Here is a 25,458-nt window from a genome sequence, read left to right as displayed (position 1 = left end):
GACGCTCGAGGTGACAACGAGGTTGCGGGTGCGCCGGCGCCACCGAGCTGCCTTCTGAGTCTGACTTACCGAGTCCGCAGACCTGCTCCGACCGCATCGACCCGTGTCTGCTTCTCCTCTGGTTTGAGTCGCTGGCCGGTGACAAGCGGCGTCGATGCTCGGCCAGTGTCTGCGGGCTTCGGTCCGCATGATGTCGGCGTCGTCGCGCCACGACAGGGCAGTGGGATAGGGATAAGCCTGCGGATGATGTGGTCGATATGGTGCCTGCCGATATCGCAGCGGTCGGCTACCAACGAAAGCGAGGTAGTCGGCCAGCGCGTCGAGAACGCCGGCCAAGTCGGCAGCCAGCTTCTCGAGCGTCGGGGGTCGGCTACGGGCAGCGATCTCAGGATTGCCGCCGCGAAGGCCGCGTGCCGCTCTCGCCCTGTATCGTACTGTTCGGCTGCCCGCGGTTGGCCGCGCAGGCGTAGGCGGTGAGTACCGCGCGCACTCCGCCCTTTCCAGCCAACTGATGTTACATTCGCCGCACAACTGGATCTAGCACCGTAACGAGCTTGCTCGTGTCTGCCGTACGGAGATTGTGACGACAGGCATCGATATTGCCCTCCTTGCTCAGCTCAGACCAGTCCAGAAGATAGCCCGCAGCGGCGGCGAGTTGCCGCAGAAAGGCCCTCAGCGCCCGCCCGTTGCCTTCCCGGAATGGATGCCGCGCGTTAATCTCACCATAGAAGTATGCGAGTTCCTGGACGAAGGCGTCTCGGTTGTACCCGACGAGATGCCCACGCGCAGCGAGCTCACTTAGGACAGTGCTGACTTCGTCCTCGATGTAGCGCCAGTTGCAGAACCTGGAGTCCGCCTTGGAAATATCTACAGTTCTGATCAATCCGGCCCAGTCGTAGATGTCTCGGAATAAGGCGCGGTGGAATGCTTTGAGATGGTCGATGCCGTAATCACCAGGAATGGTTGCACGCGCGATCTCCACATCGCGCACGCTGACGATGCGGGCTTCCGTTGCAGCGAGGACCTGGGGGTCGACGATCCCGATCTTGTTGCGCAGGCAGTTGCCCGATGGGATCACGTATGGGTCGGTCATCGAGCAGCTTGGGCGATCTCTTCAGCGATCAGCTCTTCTGCGCTAACGGTGCCGTTGCCTACGTCGCGCAGCCGCTCCTGCCAATCTTCGTCGAGCTCAACTCCCTCGAGAGCGCTGCTGGCTACGGCTAGCGCGACTGCCGTCTCAGCGTCGGCGCGCTGGCGACTGTAGAAGTTGGCGATGATGTCGGTACGGAGGGCGACGTTAGAGGCAGCGTTATCCGACAGGCCAACCCGCGCAAGCTTCCACGGTAGTTCGTTGTGCGTCATGCGCGATAGCTGGATGGCCGAGAAAGCTCCGTAGTTGTCTACGACCCAGTCCACCGACTGTTGCTCGTCGAGACTGAGAGTTGCGGCGTCCCCATGTGGCCAGCTGTCGATTATGTAGTGCCCCCGATGACGATGGTAGAGCGAAGGGACCACTGGCCCCTGCCTCCACGCCTCGATCTGATCACTGAAGATCAATCGGTCAGTTCGGGCAAGGTGCCAACACTGACAGTAGTAGACCAGCTTCTGGAGCTTCATCGCAGTCATCGGACCAAGCTGATCAATGACCGCAGCTGCAACAGCGTGCACAGTCGCCACGCGAGCACCCCCTCTCGGACAGAATAGGCGACAGAGCTAACAACCTTGCCACAGACCTTCGGCGCGTCGCCTTGACAGCAATTCTACAGACCCGGTGCCAGTTCATAGTACACGTGTTCCATTTTACGCGCGACGCGGCTGATCCAGTCCACGTTGCGACCAGGCACAATAGTTGGCCGTTGGGCGGGCCACTTGGCCGCATGATCGCGTCACCGGCTAGATTCGGGCTGAAGGTCACGTTCGCCAAAGGTCGAAGTGCCACAGGTCAGCCCCAGCGGCCGGCCCGCCCTTCCAGACCACAACATGATCTCGCACCATCCTGCGCCGGAGTGTGTCGTGTCCCCCCGCAAGATCGCGCATGTCAGCCGGATGGAGCTATCGCCTGGCTGGTGGCGCAGGGCGATTTCGTACGTGCGGTGGTGGCGGTGGTCGAGCCACCGCCACTACCGCGCCAAGCTTGGCGTGGCTCCCTCATGCGTCGACCGTGGAGGCCGGCGTGTAACCGCGGCCTGGACCGAGGTCTTCGTAGACCACGGTCGGAGCGACCCTGTTCCAGCGATGTCCGAGCAGCAGCGCCAAGCCGCCGGGGCCGGCCAAGAATAGGTGGACACGGCTGTCTGCTGCGCACCGAGGACGAGGTTCTGACCGGAACCATGCAAGGAACCGCGGGCAAGGTCCTCCGACAGATGCTGAACAGGCAGCCGTTTCCGATTAGTATGCAATTCGAGCCCGTATACGAGGTCGCGGGCAGCGCCTATCCGTCGGGGTGGTGATGTACTTCCACACGCAGGTGACCGTGGACGACGCCGATATGGTCCGCGCGGACATGCAGGCCGGTCGCGCAAAAGGGCGTACGATCGTGCTGCGTCCGGCTGCAGGCCAGTCGTTTCGTGCGGTTCTCCCCGGCGTCCACGATCCCCACATGCCGCTGACGGTCACATCGCTGGCACTGCCAGGCATTGATGAGCGCATTGATGACTGCTATGCGTCCGTGACTCGCCCAGGACCGCGTGACCTCGCGGATCCAGCCAACCCGCAGAGGCGGTCGATGCCAAGCAGCACGGTGGCCAGCTGGTGTCTGTATGGTCCGCAAGCCGGTGGTGTACGGGCTTGCACCGTCTTCGCCTATGACATCTGCAGGGTATCGGCGACAATGGCCGGATGCGCTTCGCATCGGACGGCACCCTAGAGCACACCCCGGCCATCGAGGATCACGTGGTGCCCCTCGCTTCGGTAGTGGATGGCGAGGTCAGGATCCTCGGCTCGGCGTTCTTGATCGGGACGAGGGGATATGCACTCACTGCTCGCCACTGTGTGCCCAACGACATCGAGCATTTTAAGGTACTGTTCGCCACCGACCGCAGGGCGGTTGCCGTGGAGCCGATCGCGCAGGTCGAGCATCACCCTACCGAGGATGTCAGCCTTCTCAGGTTCACAACGGTCGATGCTTGGTGGGGGATGCTTCGCCTTGACTGTGGTCAGCGGAACCCAGGTGAAGAGTTCGAGGCCTGGGGATACCCGGAGGTGACGTATACCTCCACGGTCGTCAACGGTCGGCTTCGGGAGAGTCCGCAGATGGTTTACGACCGGGGCTATATCCGCCGCTGGCGGGACCGCCAAGATCTACCCAAGGTGAAGGGAGATCACCTCTACGAGCTGAGCACGCGGCCCGGTGCCGGCTACTCCGGCAGCCCCATCTGCGCCTACGAGCCGAACGGCAGCAAGTCGTGGCAGGTGATCGGCGTCTACATCGGCGAGCAGGGAACCGGACAGACTCTTTTGGATGTATTGGCCGATGGTCGCGTAGTCGCTGAGACACCCGCTGATGTGCGTATTGTTGGTTCGCATCGGATGCATTACAGCGACTCCGATGGCGGCGTAGTGCAGACCAGGTTGGTCTTCGAGCTCAGTGACGGCCACCTCACGACGAAGGCACCCGGCCCGACGCGGGTCGTCAGGCAAATCACGGTGGGTGGGGCCTACTTCGGCTATGCCGCGCGGGCTGCAGACTTCGGCAGTTGGGTTCCTTCGATGCTCGGGCACTCGCTGTTCGTTGAGGCTAACCCGGCGGCTGGCGCGACCCCGCTTCGCCTTGGGCCGCAGGATATCGTTCGGTAACGATTTGAACCGGGAAGGGTGACGGTGCCGAGCTGCGGCAGGTCCTCTCCGAGTACGCCCTCGCACCGTCGGATCGGCCAGCCAACAACTTGCCTGACCCGCCTCCCGCAATTCTGCCAACGTGGTGGCACGCAGAAGAGATCCGGTTCGCACCACTGCGTCACGACGCTCTCCTCTGGTCCGACGCGATGAGGCATGAGCCCGACAGAGTTAGCGCGCATCAGCAAGAACCTGTTGAACGGCCAGATCTGACCCCGCGCAGTTCAACCGTCGCCCTAACGCGAGCGTTATCGTGTCCGCGCCGCGCCTGATCGCTGTCAGCTCAGGCCGAAGAACGTCGCGGCCTGTTCCGTATCCGTGCCGGGCGCTTGGAGATGGGGTGTGGTGGCGGTAGCCCGTGATCCCGGTGCCGCACTGAATCTGGCTCTCAGGCCGCACCGGACCGAACGGCCACTGGCTACCACCCTGAACAGCGAATGCAATCATCCGCCAGTGTCCGTAGCGTCTGTACGCATGACAGCGGGTGCGCGGGCGGCAACGCAGTGGTGGCATATCCCGCCTGGTAACCAGCTCAGCTACCTCGCCGGTCTAGACCCTGACTTGCTGGACATCGCACTGGACCCGCTGCCCGAAGGAGCCCCCGCGGTCGTGCAGTTCCGCCCGCCGGCGGCGCGGTCCATGGGCGAACTCATAGACCTGTTACTCGAACGCCTTGACATCACGGCCAGGTCGCTGTTTCCCCGCTGGCTACCGGGCGCGGAACGGTTCGAGACCTCAGGCACGCTTGGCATGCCCGCCTTGCGGGCCTTTGCCCACCGAGAGGCGGGCCGGTCACAGGACTTCGGGCCATTCCTGGCCGACCTCGCGGAACGTGCCGCAACCAGCCGGGCCACCGCACGCCCCTTCCCCGCAGAGGTAAGGGCCGCAGGGCTTGCACGCGTCATCGCCAGGGCCTACGCGCGGTCCTCGGCGGTAACCGCGGTCGAAGTGCCGCCAGGACTCGCCGCAGCAGCTGAGGACGTATTGGTCGGCGCCTGCGAGTGGCTGGCCTGGCGCGGCGGCATGACCGTATGGCTGGTCGGCGAGCCGCTGCACGCTGTGGATCGCGTACGCGTCGTCGCTGTCAGCATGCCCGCGCCGCTGACGCGGCTCGCCGAAGCGACTCCCGCCCACGATAGCGCTGAGCCTGAGCGCCGACCGGTCTTCAGCTACCCCTCCCCGCCGGGTGCACCACGCGCAGACAGCGAAGCCGAGCAGGCACTTGAGCACGCACTCGCTCCGCAGCCGTGGGCGCAGGGACGAGAGTGGAATCGCCGCTACCAGGCGACCGAACTTGCGCGCGAGTACCGCCTTGACCTGTGCTGGCCCGCCGAGCGCGTCGTAGTGGAGGTCGACGGAGCAGACCACCGCCGTCACGTGAAGTGGGCCGATGACCGCGCCCGCGACGTCCATCTACAGATGTATGGCTACGCGGTGCTGCGTTTCGCCAACGAAGATGTTCTCGCCGACGTACAGCTCGTCGTCCACCAGATCCACCGCGTGTTGAACAGGCGCCGCGACAGCGCCCGAATCCCGGAGATGAGACATCATGCCGATTGACGACACCTTTCCTAACTTGACCCCCAACCAGATACTGGCTCTGGTCGTGCTGATGGCCGAGGCGCGCCAGGTGTCCAACAGCGAGCTGAAGGAGCTGGCAGGGTTCGCGCTGACCGGCACAGACAACACCAAGCTGGTGAAACTTGGCCTGGTGGAGACCGACCGGTCGCAGCGCCCGTTCACACACCTGCTCACCGACACGGGTTGGCGCGTGGTCCGCGAACTGCACACCTCGACGCCCCCGAAAGCGGGCGGCTCAGCTGCAAGGTCGCTATTCACTCTGCTCGCCAACGTGCACCGAGGGCTCGACCGGCTGCAGGTCAGCCATGCCGCGTTCTTCACGCACACCGCCGTCGTCGGGGAGAGCACCGAGTCGGCCGTTCGGAGCGCATATGACAAGCTGGCCAGGTCACCGGGTGCGTGGGTGGGCCTTGCCGAGCTGCGCGAGCAGCTCGCCGACATCGAGCGAGGAAATCTCGACGAGACGCTGCGGGCGATGGTCCACATGGACGGCGTACGTATCATCCCTGTCGCTGACACCAAGAACCTCGAGCCGCGCGACCGTGTCGCCGCCCTGCGTATCGGTGCCCAGGACGCCCACCTCATCGCCATCGGGCAGCCATGATCAGCCCGCAGGAGCGCTTCGCGCTGGAGGCCCTCGGACTGAACCCGGCGCCGACACCCGACGACGTCTGGCGTCCCTCGCCCTACGACGTGCCGGAGTTGCATGAACGCGTGGTCTCCGAGATCCTCAGCGGCGTGGGCCGGGCTCGCCGGGACGAGAACACAGCACCGCTGATGGTCGCCATGCAGGGCCTGGCCGGGTCGGGTAAGACTCACCTGCTTGGTGCTGTCCGCGAGCGCATCCAGCGCGACGGCGGATACTTCTTCCTAGTCAGCCTCATCAGCGGCAAGACATTCTGGGAGAGCACCGCGCTGTGTATCGTCGAGGCGCTGGGGCGCGACGCCCTGGGCTGGGGCAGTCAGCTGAAGACGTTCCACCGCCGGTTCACCTCCCAGCTCGGCCTGCCCACGGAGGTACGCGACGCGGTCGCCGGCGACGCCCCGCTGACACGCGCGCATCTCGACGCATACATCGTTGGCCTGCGGACCCACGCCAACGAGGTCGGCCGGGAGTGCCAGGACACTGCCCGGGCGTTGGTGCTGCACGGCTCGCGGAACTTCGAGGCGCAGGACATCGGCGACGCCTATCTGATGTCCGAACCCGGTGACCCGGACGGCCGCCGGGATTGGGGAATCTCTCCCGCCGTCCGGCCGCCGCAGTTGATCGTCCGCGATATCTCACGCCTGATCGCGCTGACGCTCGGCCCGTCGGTCATCGCCGTGGACCAGATCGACACCCTTTTCGCCCAGGCCAAGACGATCATCTCCCGGCACGACGGGCAAGACCGGGAGATCGCCTCCGTCATCGCGCCAATCGCCGACGGCTTGCTCAACCTGCGGGAGATCACCCGCCGGACCCTCACCGTGATCTCATGTCTTCCGGATACGTGGGAACTGCTCACCGCATACGCAGCGTCGCCGGTCATGGACCGCATCCGGGTGGCGGTGTTGCCCGATCGTATTCCGAGCGCTGCGATCGGGCAGGCCATCGTCGCCAAGCGCTTCGCGGCGGGGTTTGCCGAGCACCGGTTCTCCGCACCGTACGACACGTGGCCGATCGCGGTGAAGGCGTTCGACGACTCGGTGGACTGCACCCCTCGGCAGCTGCTGCTCGCCGCCGACCGTCACGTCCGGCGGTGCTTGGACCGGGGCGCGGTTGACGAGCTGTACAGCTTCCGCGAGGACGTACCCGTGCCACCCCATCGGAAGGGTGCGACTGAGAGCAGCGAGTTCACCGCGCTCGACGTCCAGTTCCGGGAGCTCGTGGCGACGGCCGATATCAGCGGCGCCCTGGACCCAAAGACCGAGGACACCCACATGCCGGCTCTGCTCGCTGCGGGGCTCGCGGCGTGGATCGACGAGCAGGCGCCGACCGGGGCCACCTTCAAGCACGACCCTCTCCCGGGTGCCAAGCCGGCGCTACACGGGCGCCTCATCGAGGTGCTCAACGCCACGACTGAGAACGAGGCACACTGGGGATTCCGCGCCATCGGCAGTGACAGCGCGGTCGCGGTCATCAGCCGGGTCAAGGCCGCCTGCACCAAAATCGGGCTCGATGTCGAGATGCCACTGCGCAAGCTCGTCCTGCTGCGCGCAGAGGACTGGCCCAGCGGCAAGCGCACCGCGGAGGTGCTTCAGGCGTTCCGGGACGCTGGCGGTGTCGAACTCCGGCTCGCCTCGTCCGAGCTCAAGGTCCTGGACGCACTGCGCCGGATGCGGCAGACAGCTGATGGCCGCTTCGCCGAGTGGCTTGTCTCCCGCAGGCCGGCAAGCAGCCGAACGTTCCTTGGGGAGCTGCTACGGGACAAGCTGGTACCGGCGGCTGCCGACGACACCAGCTCGCCACGAACCGCCACGAGCGGCGGCGATGGGCGGGCGCTGGTGCCTCTCGGCCATCGTGCGGAGGATCAGGCCCCGTTTGCCGTCGATCTCGAATCCCTGCGCCGGCACTGCGTGATCTTCGCGGGCTCGGGCTCAGGGAAAACGGTTCTGATCCGCCGCCTGGTCGAGGAGTGTGCGCTGCTCGGCGTGTCGTCCATCGTGCTTGATCCCAACAACGACCTGGCCAGGCTCGGCGACCCATGGCCCGACCGGCCCGCCGGGTGGCTGCCCGACGATCCGGCGCGGGCACAGGACTACCACGACCACACTGAGGTGGTGGTATGGACTCCCCGGGTCATGGGCGGCCGGCCGCTGGCGTTCCAGCCGCTGCCGGACTTCAGCTCGGTGCAGGACTCTCCCGACGAGTTCGACCAGGCGGTCCGGTCCGCGGTAGCCGCCCTGGTGCCACGGGCCGGGCTCAGCGGTGTCACAAAGCTCGCCCAGCAAGGCCGAGCCGTCCTGACCGAAGCCTTGCAACAGTATGCGCGAGGCCGCACCGTCGGCCTGCGTGGCTTCGTCGACTTCCTTTCCGAGCTGCCCGAAGGCGTCAGCCGAATGGCGAAGGCCGAAAAGCTAGCTCAGGACGCCGCCGAGACGCTCAAGGCTGCGATGGTCACCGACCCGCTCTTCGGCGGCGACGGAACCTCGGCAGACCCGGGCGTGCTGCTCACCCCTTCGGCCGGCAAACGGGCCCGGGTATCGGTCATCAGCTTCATCGGTCTCAGCTCCGACGAGGAGCGCCAAAGCTTCGTTAATCAGCTGCAAATGGCGCTGTTCGCCTGGATCAAACGCCACCCGGCCGGAGACCGACCACTGGGCGGCCTACTGATCATGGACGAAGCACAGACCCTGGCACCATCCACCGGAAATACGCCGTGCACCGCGAGTTCGATCGCGCTCGCCGCGCAAGCGCGCAAGTACGGCCTGGGGCTGGTCTTCGCCACACAGGCACCTAAAGGGCTGCACAACCAGATCTCCGGCAACGCCACCACTCAGTTCTTCGGGTTGCTCAACGCACCTGCGCAGATTGACGCTGCGAAAGAACTGGCGCTGGCCAAGGGGGGCCGACTGCCCGACATTGGAGTACTCAAGAACGGGCAGTTTTATGCCGCCGGCGAAGGCTTCTCCTTCAGCCGCGTCAACACCCCGCTGTGCCTAACGCACCACCCCAAGGCGCCGCTCAGCCCAGAGGAGGTAGTCATCCGCGCCCAGCGCGAGTAGCAATGGCTCCTGCCGACTGGATGCGGCGAATCCTTCCAGTCGGCACCGTCTTCGGCAGCCGTCCGGCTCAGCAGCAGAGCAGGCGGCCGCCGAACGCCGTCACCAATCGTGGCGATTCGGAGAGTCGGCCACAGCATGTGGGTCTATGGCCTACATAAATACACAGGTCGCTGACGGCGTACAGGCGCTCATCGCATGTCAGACCTCGGCGCCGCGCACTACGGTAAGTCGGCGACGTTGAGAATTGTTGGTGCCGAGGCTTTCAGAGCCGTCGCCGGTGGCGTCTCCACGCAGCAGGCTAAGAGCGGGTCTATCTCCTTCTGTGCCCAACAATTGGCTGAGACGCTTTCGCGGCCACTGCAGCTCGCTTCCGAGTTCTTCCAGAGTTAGCCCGCCGTCAGCGGCGAGGTTGAACGCCTCGCGTAGCAGGCTGGGCAACTCGCCTGGAAAGCCGTCGACAGGCTCGAGTGTGATGGCGCCGTCGGTGATGAGCTGGTGGAGTCGTTGGTAGGTGCGTGAGGTGGTGGTGTCGGAGTAGAGGCCGACCTCGCGACAGCGGAAGATCAGGCTGCTGATCGAGGTGCCCCAGGTGCGCTGGAGATCAGCGAAGGCTGTGAAGTTGGCCTTCGTTGGCAGCTCCTGCACGATGCTGTCGCGTGGGGTGAGGAATTCGGCGGCGAACGCATCTGCGTCGCGTTCGTGGCCAGGATCGCCTGGCAGGGCATCGCCGTGCAGGGCGAGATGACCAAGTTCATGAGCTGCAGTAAACCGGGAGCGGTAGACGTCTTTGGTGCGGTCTCTGCTGATCACGATGAACGGCCTAGGTAGGCGGGAGGTAGAGAACGCATCTACCTTGCGGAGGTCTCCGTCTTTGGGAGCGTGGACGACCACGATGCCATTGATCTCGAGGGTGCGTACCAGGTGCGGGATCGGTCCGGCGCCTAGCCCCCAGTGGTGGCGTAGTGCCTTTGCCGCGAGCACAGGATCGCTGGGTAAATTGGTCCCAGGAGTTACCTCACCTGCGGCGAAGCCCGGCAGATTGACGTATGGCAGTACGATGCGCCGCTCCAGCGCGTAGATAAGTTCCCAAACTTGCTCGGTGAACGAAACCGCTTTAGCACGCTGGTATGCACGGGTGTCGCGAAGACTTCGGAAGTGCGCGGCTGATGCGTCGAGTCTGGCGTAGGGCCGTCCGATACGAAAGAAGCCGACCTCGTAGCCCAGGACTGCCGAAATTCCCATGAGTACTTCGGGGCGGGGTCTAGTGCCGGTCTCGTATTGGCCGATCGCTGCGGCGCTTACGCCGACCTGGTCAGCAAGTTCGCGTTTAGTTAGGCCAGCCAGCTGGCGCGCCTGGGTGAGGCGGGCTGGGTCGAAGTGCTTGGCGGCTTCGGCGGCCAAGCACTTCGGCGACGTGTCGATGACATCGCCGAAGGAGAACAGGTCGTCGGGTTCGTCAGTTTTGCGCATTGTTTCGCTGCTGATTTTCTGGTTGTTGCACCCTGCGGCCTTCTTCGGCCGACTCCGCAGGCGTGCGAGGCTTGATCACTGGAATGGGCATAGCGGCGTGGTCGAAGCGCTGCGGCGTGGTCGCCACGGACGGTACCTGGAGGATGGGATACGTGCCGGGCAACGGCGTGACCGTCGGCACCGCGAGCGGCTGCGGGTTGACCCAGATCACGTCGTCGGTGTCGGTCACACTGATCTGGCCCCATCCGATGTGCAGCAGTCCGCGCCGCTCGTGCGCGGCGTAGTAGACGATCACGATACCTTTCGGTTGCAGGCCGCGGAGCAGGTCTACCGGTTCGGATTGCTCGTGGTCGAGGTCCAGGCCGTCGAATGTCGGCTGGCTGTGCTCCGGCTTCGGTCCGAACTGCCGGGCGAGCTCACGCGCCGTCTTGTTGATCTTTCTGCGGGCCGCAGGGCTGTCGATCGGCGTGACGGTGTCTTTGGCGTACTCGACCGGCAAGATGACGATGTCGTCAATGAGCACCACGGTGTAGTGCGCGCCGAAGGGTTTGACGAACTGCACCCCCGGGATGCCTTCCAGGTGTGTGGCGAGTTCTTCGTACTTAACGGGCCAGCCTCCGCCGAACGCGTGGCGGGTTCTCAAGCCCGATACGGCGTGGATGTCCATCTGGCGGCCGACCGCCGCCTGGATGGCCACGGGAATGGCCTCGGCGAGGGCCTGGGCGCTGTCGCGCCCGAACATCGACACCGCCCACGAGGGCAGCGACACGCGCTTAGCCACGAAAGCCTCCAGATCTTTATCTCTCCACAGAAGAGTAACACTAGCGCTTTAGTTTTGCGCGAATCCTTGCCGACTCTGCTAGCGTGCGCATGTCGACATCGGCCGCCAACAGCAGTCGAGTCGTCTATTTCGTCGTGAATGCCTTCGGATGTGGACAGTGTGCCGGGTCGCACAACCAGTGCGGCCTCTCCGGTGCCCGCCGCTCCTAGGGTGACTCTCTGCCATGAGGGAGAACATGAAAGCGCAGGTGAAGCATCCTGACCGGGATGCGGCGATCACGGCTTTGACACACGCGGCCAACGTGTGGACCTCAGATGAGCCGATCGGGCTGCGCTGGCGTCGTGTCGCCGGGCTGCATGCCACTGTAGCTCTTGCCCATCTCGTGCACGCCGGCGTAGCGCTGCCGTTGGTCGACTTCGTCGACGCGCTGCACGGCCCGATCGCGCGTCTGCTCCCGGCATCGCTTCGCGAAGAGTGCGACGAGGCGCTGTTGATCGAGGAAGGCACGCTCAGCGCCACGGCAGCAGACCTGCTGATGGAGCACCTGGCGCCCTCGCTGTCACCATCTGATATTGCAGGATGGTCACTGGCGGCCCTGAGCGCGGAGAAGGTGCAGGGTTGGCTGTACGGACATCTGCTGTCCACAGGCACGCAGGACGGCTACTGCCGAGCGCGCGAGACGGTCATCAAATATGCGTCGGGCAAGACCCACGTTGTCGTCGACGCGGTGAAGGACGCCGGGCTGCCGCGTGAGGGATTGTTTGAGGCGATCCCGGCATGGGCGTGGGTCAGCCATGAAGGCGAACGGTACTGGTATGGCTGCCCGATCTGTCGCTACCCCATGCGTGTGCAGGTCAACAAGCTGGCGTGCATGTATCTGCCGCATGAGAAGGCAACTGGGCGTATCCCAGTCCGGCTCGCCCGAGGGCGGATCCCGGGCGTGGGCAACTGGAACCAGCAACGCTCGCTCGCCCTGGGTGGCAGCAACGAGGTCACCGTGGCAACGGTCGACCGGCACGCCTGCCTGGTGCGCCCGGTCTGGCGGTACTCGACGATCCCAGGCTGCGAGGAATTGCGGCTACGTGACCTGTTGCAGGCCCTTGAAGGGGTCGACGTGCAGATGTGGCCTCACACGGACCGCTACGACCTGCATGTCAGTGCCGACGGCCTGCGCAGGTCGTGGCACATCGACGTGAAGGACTACGCCGATCCTGCCCGGTTGGCCACCGAACTGCTGCGGCGCAACGTCCTCAACGACCCCAAGCTTCTGATAGTGGTGCCGGACTACCGCGCTAGACACGTACGGCTCCTCAACGAGCGACTGCGCCGGGAACTCGGCAATGGCCGCAAGTACGCGATGCACACATCAGAGTTCGTCGCCCAGGTGCGGAAGGCGGTGGGGGTGTGAACGGGCGCTACCGGCAGGCATCGAATCTCCGTCCATTGACCGGCCCGGCGCTGCGGCTGGCGCTGGGCATAACCGAGGCGCTCATGCCGCGCACTGCACACGACGGCGCCCCCGCCATTGACCCCCGCGACGCGCGGTTCCTGTTGTCAGGCCAGATGGGTGTATGGGACCGGTGGCGCGACGACCTCAGCCCTGGGCACCTCACAGCGATCGACCGCCTGCTTGCGCTGCGGCCGCGACGGCTGGCCAGCGAAGGTGGGTTCCGGGTCAGCCTGACTGCACATCTTCGAGGCCAGAGTGCCTCACGCTACACCCAGCTCGGTGACCTCCTACTCATCGGTGATGGTGTACCTGTCGATAACCTGATCACAACGGCGCTGGCAGATCTGGAGACCGCCGCCGCTGACCGCTGGTACGTGCCGCCAGCGGCCACTGCCGGCGACAGTTACTCATCCTCGGTCTTCCTCACCTCGACGGCCCGCGACGAGTTCCGGCGGAGCACCTATGTCATCCCCCGAGTCCCGCTATCTGACAGTCCTGTCATGGTCGATAGGAGCAGCGGCACACAGCAGATCGACATCGATGTCGACGGTCTACTTGCCACCGCCGCCGCTATCGACCATGCGCGCCCCGACTCGCGGTTCAGCCTCGCCGAGAGTCTGCGCAAGTTCCTGGTACATCTGCGCGGGCGCGACGGCGCCCGGATCAGCAAGCTCACCTTGCATGCCGGGCCGCTGAATCTGGCCGTCGCACCGACGGGCTCGGGCAAGAGTGTCTTCACCCGTGTGGCGGCTGTGCACCTTGCCGCCGCCGGCAAAGTGGTCGTGCTGCTGACTCCGGATGTCGAGAACACCCTGGAACTGGTGGCCGACATCAGAGCCGACATCGCCGCGCTAGACCTACACGTTCCAGTCACGGCACTTATGTCCTCCCGGCGGCTAGTCGAGGTCGCTATACGCCGCAGCGACGAGACGCCGGGCGATTCTGCCCGAGCCCGCTGGACCTGGCAGGAGCTGGGTTACTCGTGCCTACTGCCTGGCGACGCCGAATGGCAGCCGGGCCAGGAACCGTGCACCGACCTGCACCAGCCGGGCGAGGAGGGCCGCTTCCGCTGCCCACTGATCTCGGTCTGCGAGAAGTGGGCCCCGTGGCGGCAGGCGGCCGGACCCGCGCGCGTCATTATCGCCAACCATGCCTACTTCCAGGAAGGCTCGATGCCGATCCCGGTCGACGTCGACGGTAGCGCTCGTGGACGTATCAGTGCCCAGGAGCTACTGACCCGTCGCGCCGACGTCATCATGATCGATGAGATAGACGCCTTCCAGGCGCACGCCGTCGGGCTGTCCGGACGAACCCTGGTCCTAGCTCGGCGCGACACACAGCGACTCTTGCTGACCAAGCTCGACGACCAGCGCAAAGAACAGGTCTGGGCCCGCAACGTACCGCCGGAACTCGAGCTGGACTTCCAACGGGTGATCAACCGCCTCAGCTACTTGCCCGAGCGATACCTGGCGGCCGTCGTCAACGAGTTCATCGACCCGCAGGACCCGTTCAGCAAGCGCCAGCAACGACTTCAGCTGCCCCGACGCTGGGACAACCTGCTCGCGTGCCGCCTGTTCGGCCTCGACGAACTCGAAGACCGCCCTTCCGACGAGCAGCTGAGGTTCTTCGAAGCTCTCTTCCACCATCGCGATCCCGATGAGCTGCCCGACGGGTGGGACACCCTGCGCCACCAGCTGCGCCTGGTCGTCTCGGAGGATCCGGCTGCCGACCGCATCGAGCAGCGGCGCCAGGACATCGTCGAAGCGCTGGCCAAACTCGGGGAAGCCGGGGTCCGCGAACCGTTGGAGACCGCCCAGCTACTGCTACGGCGAGCATTCCTCGGCGACATCCAGCGCGACCTGGCTGCCCTGGAGCAGTTACTGCCGCTGATGCGTGACTGCGGTATGCGGCTGGCCGACGACGTCGAAGCCGCGCTCGACCGCGGTTCGTCGTGGCAAGCGACGCCCGAAGGCCCCATGGGCCGAGCGGTGTTCGGGTTCGCGGTCACCGGTGATCCTGCCGACCCCAGTGATCGTCAGCTCAACGCCGAGATCATCTCCGGTGACCCGCACGCCTACACCGCCGAACTCGGTATCACCACTGCCCCGGCCCTCACCGGCACGCCGAAGATCGTGCTGGGCCTTTCGGCCACTGCGTTCCTGCCCGGTGCGCCCACCACGCATGTGCACGCCGACGTCAGCTGGTACTACCCTGACGACGCGACCACTGGGATGGGCACGCTGACCGTCGCCAGCTCGTCGGTAAACGACCGGAACACCGGCAGGTCTATAACCGTATCGGGAGCGCATCGCAGCCGCAAAGCCCAACTGCTGTCCGACATCGGCGCCTTGCTGTGGGAGCAGGTCCTCGAAGCACGCCTGCAAAGCTTGCAGGAGCACCCGGACCCGGCCCGGCAGCAGCGAGCACGCGTCCTGCTGGTGACGAACTCCTACCAGCAGGCCACCGACCTGTGCCGTGGCCTCATCAGCGGTGGAGCCCAACGCACCCGCGTCGCAGTGGCAGTGCCCGCAGATGGCGCCGCCCACAGCCTGCAGATCCCCGACGACGTCCTCGCCCTCCCTGCCACCCGGCTACGCGCATTCCCCGACACGGGCCGTGACGTGCTTATCTCCCCGTTCGCCAGGGTCGCCCGGGGACTGAACATCGTTGTGGGCAGCCGCTCGGCGCTCGACTCGATCTGGGTCTGTGTGCGGCCGGTGAAGCTCATCGACGAGCCAGCCGCGCTGGTCGCGCACACCGGCGCCTACGCCCGTCGCAACCGCAGACCCTCCGACGACCCCCGGAAGGAACTCGACACCCGTCACCAGTACGCAGCCAACCACCTCGAGCTGATCAACAAGTCGAACCCGGCATTCGGGCGCCTACCCGAAACGGTTCGGATGTCGATCTTCGCGGACATCCTCACCGACCTAATCCAGCTCGCAGGTCGCGCCCGACGTGGCGGCACCGATACCACGTTGCATCTGGTCGACAACGCCTTCCACCGCGGCGGCACCGCACCAGGAAGCGACTTCCCGTCCCTGCTGCGCATGCTTCACAAACACTGGCTCGATACCGGCGTCCTCGACCAGGTCAACGCCCTCTACGGCGACACCCTCGATGCGTTCCTGCAGTTCGCCGACCTCACCGATCGGAACCGATGATGATCACTCTAGCGTTTCCCTACACCCCCGAGATGGCACCTGCCGTCTACGGCTACATCCTGAGTGACGAACTCAACGACGCCTGGCGCGACCTTCAGCGCCGCTACACCCGCGAGCCGAAGAGCCTCCCCTACTACGACCTCACCGCCGCACTGCGGTACGTGCTCAACGATTACGCCGCCATCCGAAAAGGTCCCAAGGACGCAGGCACGCTCGTCGTGACACGCAGGCAAGCCGACCCGGATATCGTTGCCAAACTTTTCAAGACCTTCGAAGAGGACCTGGCCACCACCCACAAGGCACCCTTCGAGAATCGACTCGCACCAATCCTCCTAAACGCCCGCCCCCGCCGCATCGAGATCGCGAGGCATCTCGCAGCCGTCAACAAACTGGGCAACCTCGACGTCGAGCCCTGGGCATACGAGCTCGCCACCTGGCATGCCGTCGAACTGCTCAAGGGCAACATGAAGCTCCCCAACGGCGAGGTGCTCACCCTCCGACCCGACACAGAAGGCCGCCTTGTCGCGTTCAACCACCCGCTACCGAAGAACGAGCCCCGCGGCGAGCAAGCCCTGCACTCCATAAGCCTCACACCGATCACCCTGCCCGGCTACCCACACCTGCTCCTTGGCCTCGACGCCCACATCAGCCGCGTGACCGGCTTCGGTGGCAACTCCGACACGGCATGGATCACCGCCGACGAAAACGCGATGATCATGCATGCTGCCCACCGCTACGCAGGCGAAGGCAAACGGCTCATCACCGGGACGCTGCCGAAACTGGTCGACTCTTTCACCATCCAGGGCGCCCTATCCTCATTCACCAACGACGACCTCATGCACAGGCCGCACCTGGTACGAGCCCGTCACCGCACCACTCCCGACCGCCACCCCGTCGGAACCGGCCCTGGACGTAGATTCCTCGAACTTCTCAGGCAGCACGCCGAAGAACGCCTGTGCGCAAAACCCGTGACACTCGAATACCCCAAGATCCAGTCAATTGACGTGACAATCCCCACCAAGGCCGCCCGGGAACAGGCTCCGGCCCCGCTGGTAGAGCCGATCACGGAGCACGGCACCCCGCTTCACCTGAGCGTCGTCTACGCCGACGACGCTCACCGAACGCGGGCTGCCCGGGCCATCGCCGCCACGCTCGGGGTCGCCGACAGTGAGCTACAGAGCCCCTCGGCAATGCTGTTCGACGGCGCGCTCACAGTCGCCTTCGCCTCCGCGCGCGCCGAAGACCTGCTCGAGCCCGGAGCCAGTGACGACCGAATCGGCCTCGTCGACGAGCTTCGCCGCACCGCGCCGAAGGACGGCCGCCACCTAGTGTTGATACAGACCGACAAGGCCCGCGCGACGAAAGGCAAGCCCGCAGACGACCCCAAGCGCCAGCTCCGTCAAGCTTTGGCGGCCCGCGGAAGCCTTACGCAAGGCCTGGACCCGGCCTCAGCTGGCAACAAACCCGACGCCACCGACTACCCAGGCCAGGCCGCTGTCAAGGATCTCCTGCGCGCCGCGGGCCTGACCTCGGTCCGCCCGTCTGCAGTCTTCACCGATCCTCTCAGCCACCTCCCCTGCGTCGTCGTCGGCCTCTCCAGCCGTACCGAAAACCGGCCCGCCAAGCGCATGATCAGCCTTACCGCGCTGGTCACCGACGGCAAAGACCGCCCCTGGCAGATGCTCGGCTACCACCCTCTGGCGGGCGGTTGGAACGACCTTGCCGTAGCGATTGCCGCCCACCACGGGACTCGGTTAACTGCCTTCGACCAGCGCGACAAAGACCAACGAGACCAAGCCGCCGGCGAGTACGGCGAACGCGCACTCAACCAACTGCGCATTCGCTACCCCGACATACCCATCGTCATCTTCGTCGACGGCTACGGCAGCCGAAACGTCTGGAAGGGCCTCGCCAACAAGCACCAAGGTATGCGCGACCCGGGCGCCCTCCCCCACCTCAGCATGCCCGCGCTCGACGGTATCTCGGTCGTACGCGTCAACAACACCGACGACGGCGACCTTCCACGCCCAGTGCGCGACGAAAACGCACGACCCGCCAAAGACCCGAACCAGGTACCGGGCAGCACCAAGCTTTACAAACTGGCTGGGTCTACAGCAGAGGCCTACTACCTGGTAAATCGATCTCGTACTGATCAGGCGTTCGACTCAGCGGTCCGAGCAGGGCACCGGCTGACTCGCTTCGAGCTCGAAGACGCCAAGACCCTACGCACCAACTGGCACGCGATGACCATGACCGAGTTTCTGATCATGCAATGCGGTGCCTTCACGCCCCAGCAGCTGGCCGCCCTGAGCGCCCGTCTATGCGGAAACCCGCTGGCCTGGGATGGGCGGACATCACGGCCAGCTCCTCTCCACCTCGCCGAGCAAGTATTGGCTGATCACCCTGACCGACTCCTCTAGTCCGGCCCTTGGACCTGAATCTGACGACCATCATCCGCCTGGTCTGCACCGACAACGCGAATGATGGTGCCAGCCGGTAGCCATCGGCGTCCCCCTTATCGAACACCGTGACCAAGGTGCAGCGGCGTCCCACTGCCGTCTTAGCTACACTCGGCATCCATGACGACGATCTACACAACCCGGGAGCGGAACGGCCACGGGAAGCAGAACTACTACTGGAACGAGTACCGGCTCGAAGGTGACACCGTCGTCAAGTACAAGTGCCACAGGCAGAAGTTCTTCGATGGCACAGAAAATACCTGGCAGGAGGACGAGACGGTCGTAGAATCGTGGAGGGTTGACGATCCGAGCATTCCCGACTGGCTCAAACAGTATCTCTGATCGCGCACCCTTGGTCCCGGCACTTAGACGTTGAAGCAGAGCTCCGCTACATCGCCGTTAGCCATGGTTTACAGAGGTCATTTCATCCTGATCGGCATCGATGTGGTTTGGTGTAGGGCCTGGATGGCCCGCGCGATGGTGTCGGTCTTGCTGACGGTGCAGCGGACCGGGAGAGGATCTGCCAGCACTTGAGCGTTGCGAAGCCGCGTTCGCCAGGTGCGCGGACTGCCGCGTGGCGACGGTTGTACGCAGCCGCGGCTGGGATCAGCGGCCTGTCCTTACCGGCACGGACCGGAGTGACCAGGGTGGGTGCCTCACCCTGGTAGCTGCGGTCGGCCCAGAACTGCAGGCCGTGGCGGACGGCGGCGTCGACCACACCGTGTCGGCGTGCGGCGGTCAGGTCGAGCCGGACAGCCGTCGGAGATCAACAGCAGGGTCCCTTTCTCACTCGCGAGGGCCTGCAGGTGACGCCGTAGGTGCGCTTACGGTGCACCCACCACAGTTTGTGGGCGCTGGTCCAGCGCACCCGGAACATCGCGATGATCATTGCCGTCCAGGATCGTCGCCTTGCCACGCCGAGCAGCTGCGAGCTGATGGCGCTGCGGTGACGCTCGACGAGTCTCGGTGACCGGGGCGGTGCGGGAGGTGTTCACGACGCCGCAGCGGGTCTTTGCCGACGGCGCCACGAGGCAGTTGGCCTTCCGCAGGGACTTCTGCGAGCACCTTGCCTCGGCCGAGCTGCGCCGGCCGCGGACAGGCCAGCTCGCGCGGGCCGCCGACAGCGACGTCGCGGGCGCATGACTGCTGGCCGACGGCTGTTCAGCCGACGGGGCGGCACAAGCGGCGGCGGCCGGGCTGCTGGTCGCGCGTGAGACGGACTCGCCAGGCTGGATGCCGAAGATGATCGCCGGACCGGCGGCCGTCGGTCTGCCCGTGTTGGATTGGCTGGATCGTCCAACCCTGAAATATTAAGGACACCTGAGCCATACGACTACAAATGAAAAAAGCTCGCAACGCGGAGAATTTGAGGACTTGCCGCTCATCCTGGAAAATGTCGACGGTGTATCTCAGCAGACTCACGGTGCGTGGTTTCCGGGCTAGTGGCGACGAGGAAATTGACGTTGCCTTCCCGGGCCGATTTTCGATCCTGGTTGGCGCCAACGGAGCTGGCAAGTCGACCATTTGCGATGCGGCCTACTTCGGTCACGCCAAAGTATTCCCACGATTGCCCAGGATAACTGCGGCGGCACTGGGCCCGGGTCCCTGCGGCGTGGACGTCGAGTACCGCTTCGAGGGGGATGCCGCGCTTGAGGGGCTCCTCGGAAGCCAGCTGCAACGAGAGGGCGGCGCGCCTGCGCCGGGCACGCTTGCAGCGTCCTGGAGCAGGACTCTCGCCCGAGATCTAGGGACAGTTCAGGCTTCAACGTCCTTGACTCATCCAGCAATCGAGAAGTTTCGCTTTATCTACCTACCTGCATGGCGTAATCCAGTCGACGAACTGGCGCGCAGGGAGGCCCGCATTCTGGTCGAACTCCTCAGGGCACAGCAGCAACGCATCAGCGGACTGACGAGCTTGGTCTCGCTTCGGGCCAGCGCTTCCAGGTTGCTGGAGGCCCTAGCCCGCGATGGCCTTATAGCTGCTGTAGAGGAGCGTATTACCTCACATCTGGGGTCCCTCACGGCGGGCGTCAGCCGCCAGTGGCCTTATGTTCGCGGCCAAGTCATTGATGACGCGTATCTCGCAAGAGTGCTTGAACTCATGCTCGCATTTCTTGAAGGAAGAACGAACGCTCGACCGCTCGAAGTCTCCGCGTTGGGTTACGTAAACCTACTGCACATGGCGGTGGTTCTGGCCGCCATCCCAGATCCGGCCAAACGTGGCGAAGGTCTGCCCGACGGATCCACCGAGCTTTCCGAAAACCAGCCAGATGCGTCCTCTGCCACGGATTCTCCATCGCACGCAGCGAGTGAGGACGCAGTCGGTGACACGGCCGAGAGGGCGCGCGAACTGCTCACGCAGTCGAAGGCAGAGGCTGACTCCCAGGCGGACTCGTTCTTTCCGAACGAGCCGTTCCACGCGACGATAGTGATCGAGGAGCCCGAGGCCCACCTTCATCCACAACTGCAGCACTCGCTTGTACGGTACCTGCGAAAAGTTGTGGCGGCGCGCCCTGAGCTGCAGGTTATCCTGTCGAGCCATGCAAGCGACATCATCACTACCGGTCGACCGGATGAGATCGTGGTGCTGCGTCGGCTTGCTGATGGACGTCGCACCGCAAGAGCTGTGGCCGGGATTCCCATCGAAGATCGCAAGACCGTGTTACGCATGGCCCGGCTCCACCTTGACTCCACCCGCTCGGCATCCCTCTACGCCGAAAGGTTAGTTCTCGTCGAAGGCGTCACAGAATCTGCTGTTATCCGAGAGTTCGGCTTCGTCTGGGCAGGATCGGATCCGGACAAGCAAGCCTTCGTAGACGCCCTAAGCATTGTCGCCATGGGTACGCGCGTGGGCTCCTGGCCAGTCCGTCTACTCGCGACAAAGGACCACGAGTTGTGTGAACGCCTCGCCGTACTCAGCGACAGCGACAAAGCGTTCGATCAGACTCCGACAATGCCTGTTTGGTTGGCGGCACACGATCCAGCGGTTGTCCGTGTGTTCCACAGCCATCCGACTCTTGAGCCTGCCGTCACGGTCGGCAACGAGACGATCGTAGAAGCAGCTCTACGTGAATGCGGGTTGGACGTGCCCAGCCCGCTGACCGCGGAAGCGGTACACGATCTCTTTCGCAGCGCGCAGAAGGCGAAGGAGGGTCGGCCGGCTTCGCCGGCGGGTCCAGGGAAGAAGCGAAAGGCCGAGTTCGCATTGGCCATGGCCGACCAGCTGGACCAGATACGCAGCAAAGGTGACGTGCAGGTGATCCTGCCAGATCATCTGCAGTCTCTCTTCGATTTTCTCTACGGCGACGACAGCCAGGCTGCTGCCGAGAGCACGTCGTCGGAAGCCGAGTCGGGAGTATCGAACTGATGACTGCGATCGATCCGGGTATCGCTCGACTGACTGACGAGCAAGTGCTCGCAGCGACTGCCGAGGTCGCGCGACTCTATATCGAAGCCTTTCCCGGATCTGGCAAGACTACCGTGGCAGCACAACGATTCGGGGCGCTACGGTTCGCGCCGATGTCGCCTATCGGCGCACAAATAGATGACCGAAGCGTTACGGCCGTGAGCTTCACGCGGTCGGCTACCTGGGAGCTACAGCGTCGGGTCAGACAACTATGGGGCCCGACGGCGGTTCGATGGCCTCATCGGATCATTACGCTAGACACGCTCGTACATGATTTGGTGCTTCACCTACTTAGCACCGGCGCAATAATTTGGCCTGGCGACCACCGCCTGCTTGAGGTGCATGATAGTTGGACGGTCCTCGCTGAGTCGTCTTGGACCTTTCGCAAATGCGTCCTTCGTCTAGTCGGGGCCCAGGTGACCTGCGACCTGGAAGTTGCGGAAGGAAGGAGCCGGGTCGGATTTGCCTCCTTCACCCAAGTGATTGCTGCTGGCCGATGTACGCACGAGGACGTTCGCAGCGTACTGAGCCAAGCAGTTGCACAGCCGGCCATGGCAACATTACTCATTGAAAGGGTCCGTACTACCATCAAGGCCCTCATCGTTGACGAAGTGTTCGACGCGAACGAGCTCGATATCGCAATTCTGAAGCTGGCGCTCGACGCTGGCATATCAGTAACGATGATCGGTGATCCTTGGCAAGCTCTTTACGCATTTCGCGGCGCACGACCGGACGCGGTGCCAGCTCTCATCAAATCAACTAACGTTAAATCGATGCCTCTCAGCCAATCATTCAGGTGGCGCAGCGATAGTCAGCTTGCATTGGCCCGCGACCTTCGGAATCGTTGCGGTGTCTCACTATCGCCACGATCCATGTCACCTCTCAGCGAGGTTGATGTCGTTCTAGCGTGCGTATGGAAAGATCTTTGGGCTACCGGGGCACAGGTTCTGCCACTAGCTTTCGGATCGGCTAATGGCACCCCACCTGAGGCAGCTGCCACTCTGCTCCTTAACCACTACACGCGCAGCGCCTTTGGCGAAAACGCCACATACGTCGGTGACGCTCTTACGGTACTGCGCATCACCGAACGTGAAGCGCTGGTGGCGCTCAGTGGAGAGTTCCAGGCCATTTTGGATATCCTGGCAGAACCAGGTAAGCCTGCTCTAATATGCGCATATACGCGGTTGGTTAAAGCTGTGAAGTTATTCAGCCCGCGCGCTTTTCCAAATATACATGCGAACTATACAAAACGTTTGGATCAGCTACGCCCCCGCCTTGGACATGCGGGACGGCTCATCCCGGGGCTCACCATCCACCAGGCGAAAGGGCGGGAGTGGGACTGTGTCGGAGTTCGGCTTACCGGACCTGAGCGAGACCAACTTAGCGACGGGCTCGATCCCACTCAGGAAAAGCATCGTCAGCTGTACGTCGCATGTACACGGGCGCGAACCCGCACCGAAGAAATATAGTCCGACGCGAAGCTATTTTGGAATCAGTTGCCGATCGCCAGTCCGGGCGAACTGGTCTACAGTCAGAAGCCCACGCCTCAAATCATTGAGAACTAGTTCAAGTCGATAGAAGTCGACTTCACCAGCCCCGTTACGATATGGCCGAAGCGTAGGGATTTCGTCGACTGAGTGCCAGTTGCCGTCTGCGAGCATGACCAGCCTTTCGCCGTCAATTTCAACGAACGGACCCCGATCAAAGTCTTCAAACGCATACGTCTCGGGATGGAGTATGACGTCCGCCCATCGGAACATGCCTGGCACGGCTTCCATGTAATCCCGTGTTCCTAGGTAGACGCCCCAACTTGCCAGGCGTGTTGGAGGGTTCCCGTCCCGACGATCGACGCTGAGAACAATCGAGCCACGCCCGGAGGTCTTATTGATCCATTCTTCGATGTCTACGATTAGACGATCGCCTGCCGAAAGGATACGCATCCACGGAATGGCGAGCTGCATTTCGCGAATTCGAAGCACATACGGATCGCCGGCTGTCGCATCCAGCCATGGGCGACATGTCTTTTCGTCGAGAACATTTGACCTAGGGATATTTATTTTCCAGGCACCACTCTTTGATCTTGTTAATGTCTTCGTATTGACCAACTGCCAATAGCACTGCCTCGACTCCGAGTCAACGATTACTACTACCACTGGCAAACTGTGATTAGTCCAATATTTGACATGGTCGGCATCTGGCCGATACCACCACCCATCTGGACTCTTATATCTGAAGTATGACTCGCCACTCTTGATCTGCAACGCCAGCAGTTTGCCGGTGGCACGGTTTGCGTCAACTACCTCAACGTGAGCGTCGATCCCGAAGTCTTCCAATGGCTGCTCGCGGAACACCCAACCAAGTGAATCTTGTACTGCAAGCTGAGTAACGGTGACGCCGACAACGGCTGTCTGCGATGAGCTAATCCTGCGCACAGCACAGCTTAAACTCGGCCCGCTCGGGCTTCCAGCCCGGCGAATGACCAAGAGTCGGCAAAATAAGCTAAACCTCACCTAAGGCGAACTGCGCATCCGTCAGATCTCTGGCAGATTCATGGACCTCATCAGTGACGAGCAGGCCGTTAGACGTGAGATGCATCTGATGCCGACTTGACACCAAGTAGCTGTTCGGGATAAAGACCAAACGAACAAACGGCAGAGTCTCGACATCGCGGCGCAGAAAGGACATACCCGGAGTTCCTGCAATGAACCATGAGCTTCCACCTAAAGCTGTAAACTGCTGTTGGATTATTGCCCCAAGTAGCTGTATGGCCTCAAGTGCAGGTGCTCGCGTTTCGCGATCAAGGCCGTGACGAAAATGAACGGATTCGTTACGTCGAGCATTGAGCTTGGCGAAGTTTCGAACTACGTCAGGTAGCAGAACTTTCCAGTCAGCGAGCGCGTCAATCATCTTCGGCCAGTTGTCGAAGGAGTCTTTCCGGTAGACATTCTTATAATGGGGTGATGATTTGAAGTCATCACGGAGCTTTATCACGAGATGGTTCAAAATTCTCTCACCCAAAGTGCATGCGGCCACTAAAGCCGGATAATAGGCACCCATGACAAACGCGGATCGTGCTTGGTCTAGGAAAATATTGTGGTACGCCAAAACTGAGAATGGCTTGGCTCCCAGCTCCCGAAAATTTTGAAGCTTGGAGGCGAAGTCACGTTGACCGAATTCTGCGGCAAGCTCCTGATGTAGGTTGTCGATGTTCTGACGCCACTGGTCGCGAATCTGCGGTGCCCAATCGTCGCTGATTTCGGTGCTCAGGATGTTCGCGCGAGCATCGAAGTCCATGATCATCGGACGGTACCGTTTGTTGCCGTCACCCGGGCCTCTTGCCTCGCTGGATGGCACAACCCTTCGCACGCTGGCCCCCTTGCCGCGGTGGCGCCCGGCCAAAGGCCGCCATGCGCCGTGGGAATTTATTACCTATATGCTCGGAGATTCATGCCTAAAACCTGTTGGGCCGCGTACAACGCGGCCTTTGATGATCGCGAGAATCGCCCGGCTGCTGTGATTACATCATTTGACTGCAGAGGGCCGAAGTCTGGGTTTCGCTGGCCCCGTCTGGGTGACATGGCGGGCTGACTCAGCGAATATCGCATCCC

Annotated in this window: 18 protein-coding genes and 1 pseudogene; 11 read left to right on the top strand and 8 right to left on the bottom strand. The window is 63.4% G+C overall.

All coding sequences use genetic code 11. From position 1 onward, the window contains the following. Positions 1–514: 514 nt before the first annotated feature. The 3 genes and pseudogenes from AB0B66_RS07975 to AB0B66_RS07965 form a co-directional block, all read right to left on the bottom strand. Complete coding sequence (locus AB0B66_RS07975) at positions 515–1,093, bottom strand: Fic family protein (RefSeq protein WP_360524669.1); 579 nt, start codon at positions 1,091–1,093, stop codon at positions 515–517. Continuing rightward, on the bottom strand, positions 1,090–1,677 hold the full coding sequence (locus AB0B66_RS07970) for a type II toxin-antitoxin system antitoxin SocA domain-containing protein (RefSeq protein WP_360524666.1): 588 nt from the start codon (positions 1,675–1,677) through the stop codon (positions 1,090–1,092). The genes AB0B66_RS07975 and AB0B66_RS07970 overlap by 4 nt, the downstream gene beginning before the upstream one ends. 471 nt (positions 1,678–2,148) lie before the next feature. Next, positions 2,149–2,283 (bottom strand): annotated as a pseudogene (locus AB0B66_RS07965) (SAVED domain-containing protein); the annotation flags it as partial. 555 nt (positions 2,284–2,838) lie between these two features. Between AB0B66_RS07965 and AB0B66_RS07960 the strand changes: the two are divergent. The 4 genes from AB0B66_RS07960 to AB0B66_RS07945 all read left to right on the top strand — a co-directional run bounded on the left by AB0B66_RS07960 (position 2,839) and on the right by AB0B66_RS07945 (position 9,120). Further along, positions 2,839–3,795 (top strand): serine protease, encoded by a 957-nt coding sequence (locus tag AB0B66_RS07960; RefSeq protein WP_360524663.1) that lies wholly within the window; start codon positions 2,839–2,841, stop codon positions 3,793–3,795. Positions 3,796–4,308: 513 nt separating this feature from the next. Next, positions 4,309–5,394 carry a DUF559 domain-containing protein gene (locus tag AB0B66_RS07955; RefSeq protein WP_360524660.1) on the top strand — a complete coding sequence of 362 codons (1,086 nt, stop codon included), beginning with the start codon at positions 4,309–4,311 and terminating at the stop codon, positions 5,392–5,394. Further along, entirely contained in the window at positions 5,384–6,019 is a 636-nt protein-coding gene (locus AB0B66_RS07950; protein ID WP_360524657.1) for a hypothetical protein, read from the top strand. The genes AB0B66_RS07955 and AB0B66_RS07950 overlap by 11 nt, the downstream gene beginning before the upstream one ends. Beyond that, on the top strand, positions 6,016–9,120 hold the full coding sequence (locus AB0B66_RS07945; RefSeq protein ID WP_360524655.1) for a DUF87 domain-containing protein: 3,105 nt from the start codon (positions 6,016–6,018) through the stop codon (positions 9,118–9,120). Before AB0B66_RS07950 ends, AB0B66_RS07945 begins: the two co-directional genes overlap by 4 nt. A 198-nt stretch (positions 9,121–9,318) precedes the next feature. Here the strand turns inward: AB0B66_RS07945 and AB0B66_RS07940 are convergent, their stop codons facing one another. After that, the gene (locus tag AB0B66_RS07940) at positions 9,319–10,590 is read right to left on the bottom strand and encodes an XRE family transcriptional regulator (protein ID WP_360524652.1); all 1,272 of its coding nucleotides are present in this window, start codon (positions 10,588–10,590) and stop codon (positions 9,319–9,321) included. Next, entirely contained in the window at positions 10,577–11,371 is a 795-nt protein-coding gene (locus tag AB0B66_RS07935; RefSeq protein WP_360524649.1) for a hypothetical protein, read from the bottom strand. The genes AB0B66_RS07940 and AB0B66_RS07935 overlap by 14 nt, the downstream gene beginning before the upstream one ends. A gap of 223 nt (positions 11,372–11,594) precedes the next feature. Between AB0B66_RS07935 and AB0B66_RS07930 the strand changes: the two genes are divergently transcribed. From AB0B66_RS07930 to AB0B66_RS07915, 4 genes are all read left to right on the top strand, one after another. Then, entirely contained in the window at positions 11,595–12,779 is a 1,185-nt protein-coding gene (locus AB0B66_RS07930) for a hypothetical protein (protein WP_360524646.1), read from the top strand. After that, entirely contained in the window at positions 12,776–15,985 is a 3,210-nt protein-coding gene (locus tag AB0B66_RS07925; RefSeq protein WP_360524643.1) for a hypothetical protein, read from the top strand. Before AB0B66_RS07930 ends, AB0B66_RS07925 begins: the two co-directional genes overlap by 4 nt. Next, positions 15,982–18,405 (top strand): RNaseH domain-containing protein, encoded by a 2,424-nt coding sequence (locus AB0B66_RS07920; protein WP_360524640.1) that lies wholly within the window; start codon positions 15,982–15,984, stop codon positions 18,403–18,405. Before AB0B66_RS07925 ends, AB0B66_RS07920 begins: the two co-directional genes overlap by 4 nt. A 159-nt stretch (positions 18,406–18,564) precedes the next feature. Beyond that, a complete protein-coding gene (locus AB0B66_RS07915; RefSeq protein WP_360524637.1) occupies positions 18,565–18,786 on the top strand; it encodes a hypothetical protein in 222 nt (73 codons plus the stop codon). 82 nt (positions 18,787–18,868) lie between these two features. On the opposite strand, the gene AB0B66_RS07910 is transcribed toward AB0B66_RS07915, so the two are convergent. After that, entirely contained in the window at positions 18,869–19,186 is a 318-nt protein-coding gene (locus AB0B66_RS07910; protein ID WP_360525249.1) for a transposase family protein, read from the bottom strand. A gap of 224 nt (positions 19,187–19,410) precedes the next feature. Here AB0B66_RS07910 and AB0B66_RS07905 point away from each other — a divergent pair, with 224 nt between their 5' ends. The 3 genes from AB0B66_RS07905 (at position 19,411) to AB0B66_RS07895 (ending at position 23,319) form a co-directional block, all read left to right on the top strand. After that, positions 19,411–19,587 (top strand): hypothetical protein, encoded by a 177-nt coding sequence (locus AB0B66_RS07905; RefSeq protein ID WP_360524634.1) that lies wholly within the window; start codon positions 19,411–19,413, stop codon positions 19,585–19,587. A 259-nt stretch (positions 19,588–19,846) separates the two neighbouring features. Then, positions 19,847–21,811, top strand: coding sequence for an AAA family ATPase (locus tag AB0B66_RS07900; RefSeq protein ID WP_360524631.1), 1,965 nt, complete (start codon positions 19,847–19,849; stop codon positions 21,809–21,811). Further along, positions 21,811–23,319 (top strand): UvrD-helicase domain-containing protein, encoded by a 1,509-nt coding sequence (locus AB0B66_RS07895; RefSeq protein WP_360524628.1) that lies wholly within the window; start codon positions 21,811–21,813, stop codon positions 23,317–23,319. Before AB0B66_RS07900 ends, AB0B66_RS07895 begins: the two co-directional genes overlap by 1 nt. A 12-nt stretch (positions 23,320–23,331) precedes the next feature. Here the strand turns inward: AB0B66_RS07895 and AB0B66_RS07890 are convergent, their stop codons facing one another. Then, positions 23,332–24,282: a DUF4365 domain-containing protein gene (locus AB0B66_RS07890; protein WP_360524625.1), complete on the bottom strand. Its 951-nt coding sequence runs from the start codon at positions 24,280–24,282 to the stop codon at positions 23,332–23,334. Positions 24,283–24,349: 67 nt separating this feature from the next. After that, positions 24,350–25,150, bottom strand: a complete 801-nt coding sequence (locus AB0B66_RS07885; RefSeq protein WP_360524622.1) for a hypothetical protein — start codon at positions 25,148–25,150, stop codon at positions 24,350–24,352. Positions 25,151–25,458: the final 308 nt, after the last annotated feature.

The sequence above is a fragment of the Catellatospora sp. NPDC049111 genome, assembly GCF_040648615.1.
Lineage (GTDB): Bacteria > Actinomycetota > Actinomycetes > Mycobacteriales > Micromonosporaceae > Catellatospora > Catellatospora aurea.
This window is presented reverse-complemented; position numbering and strand designations above follow the sequence as displayed.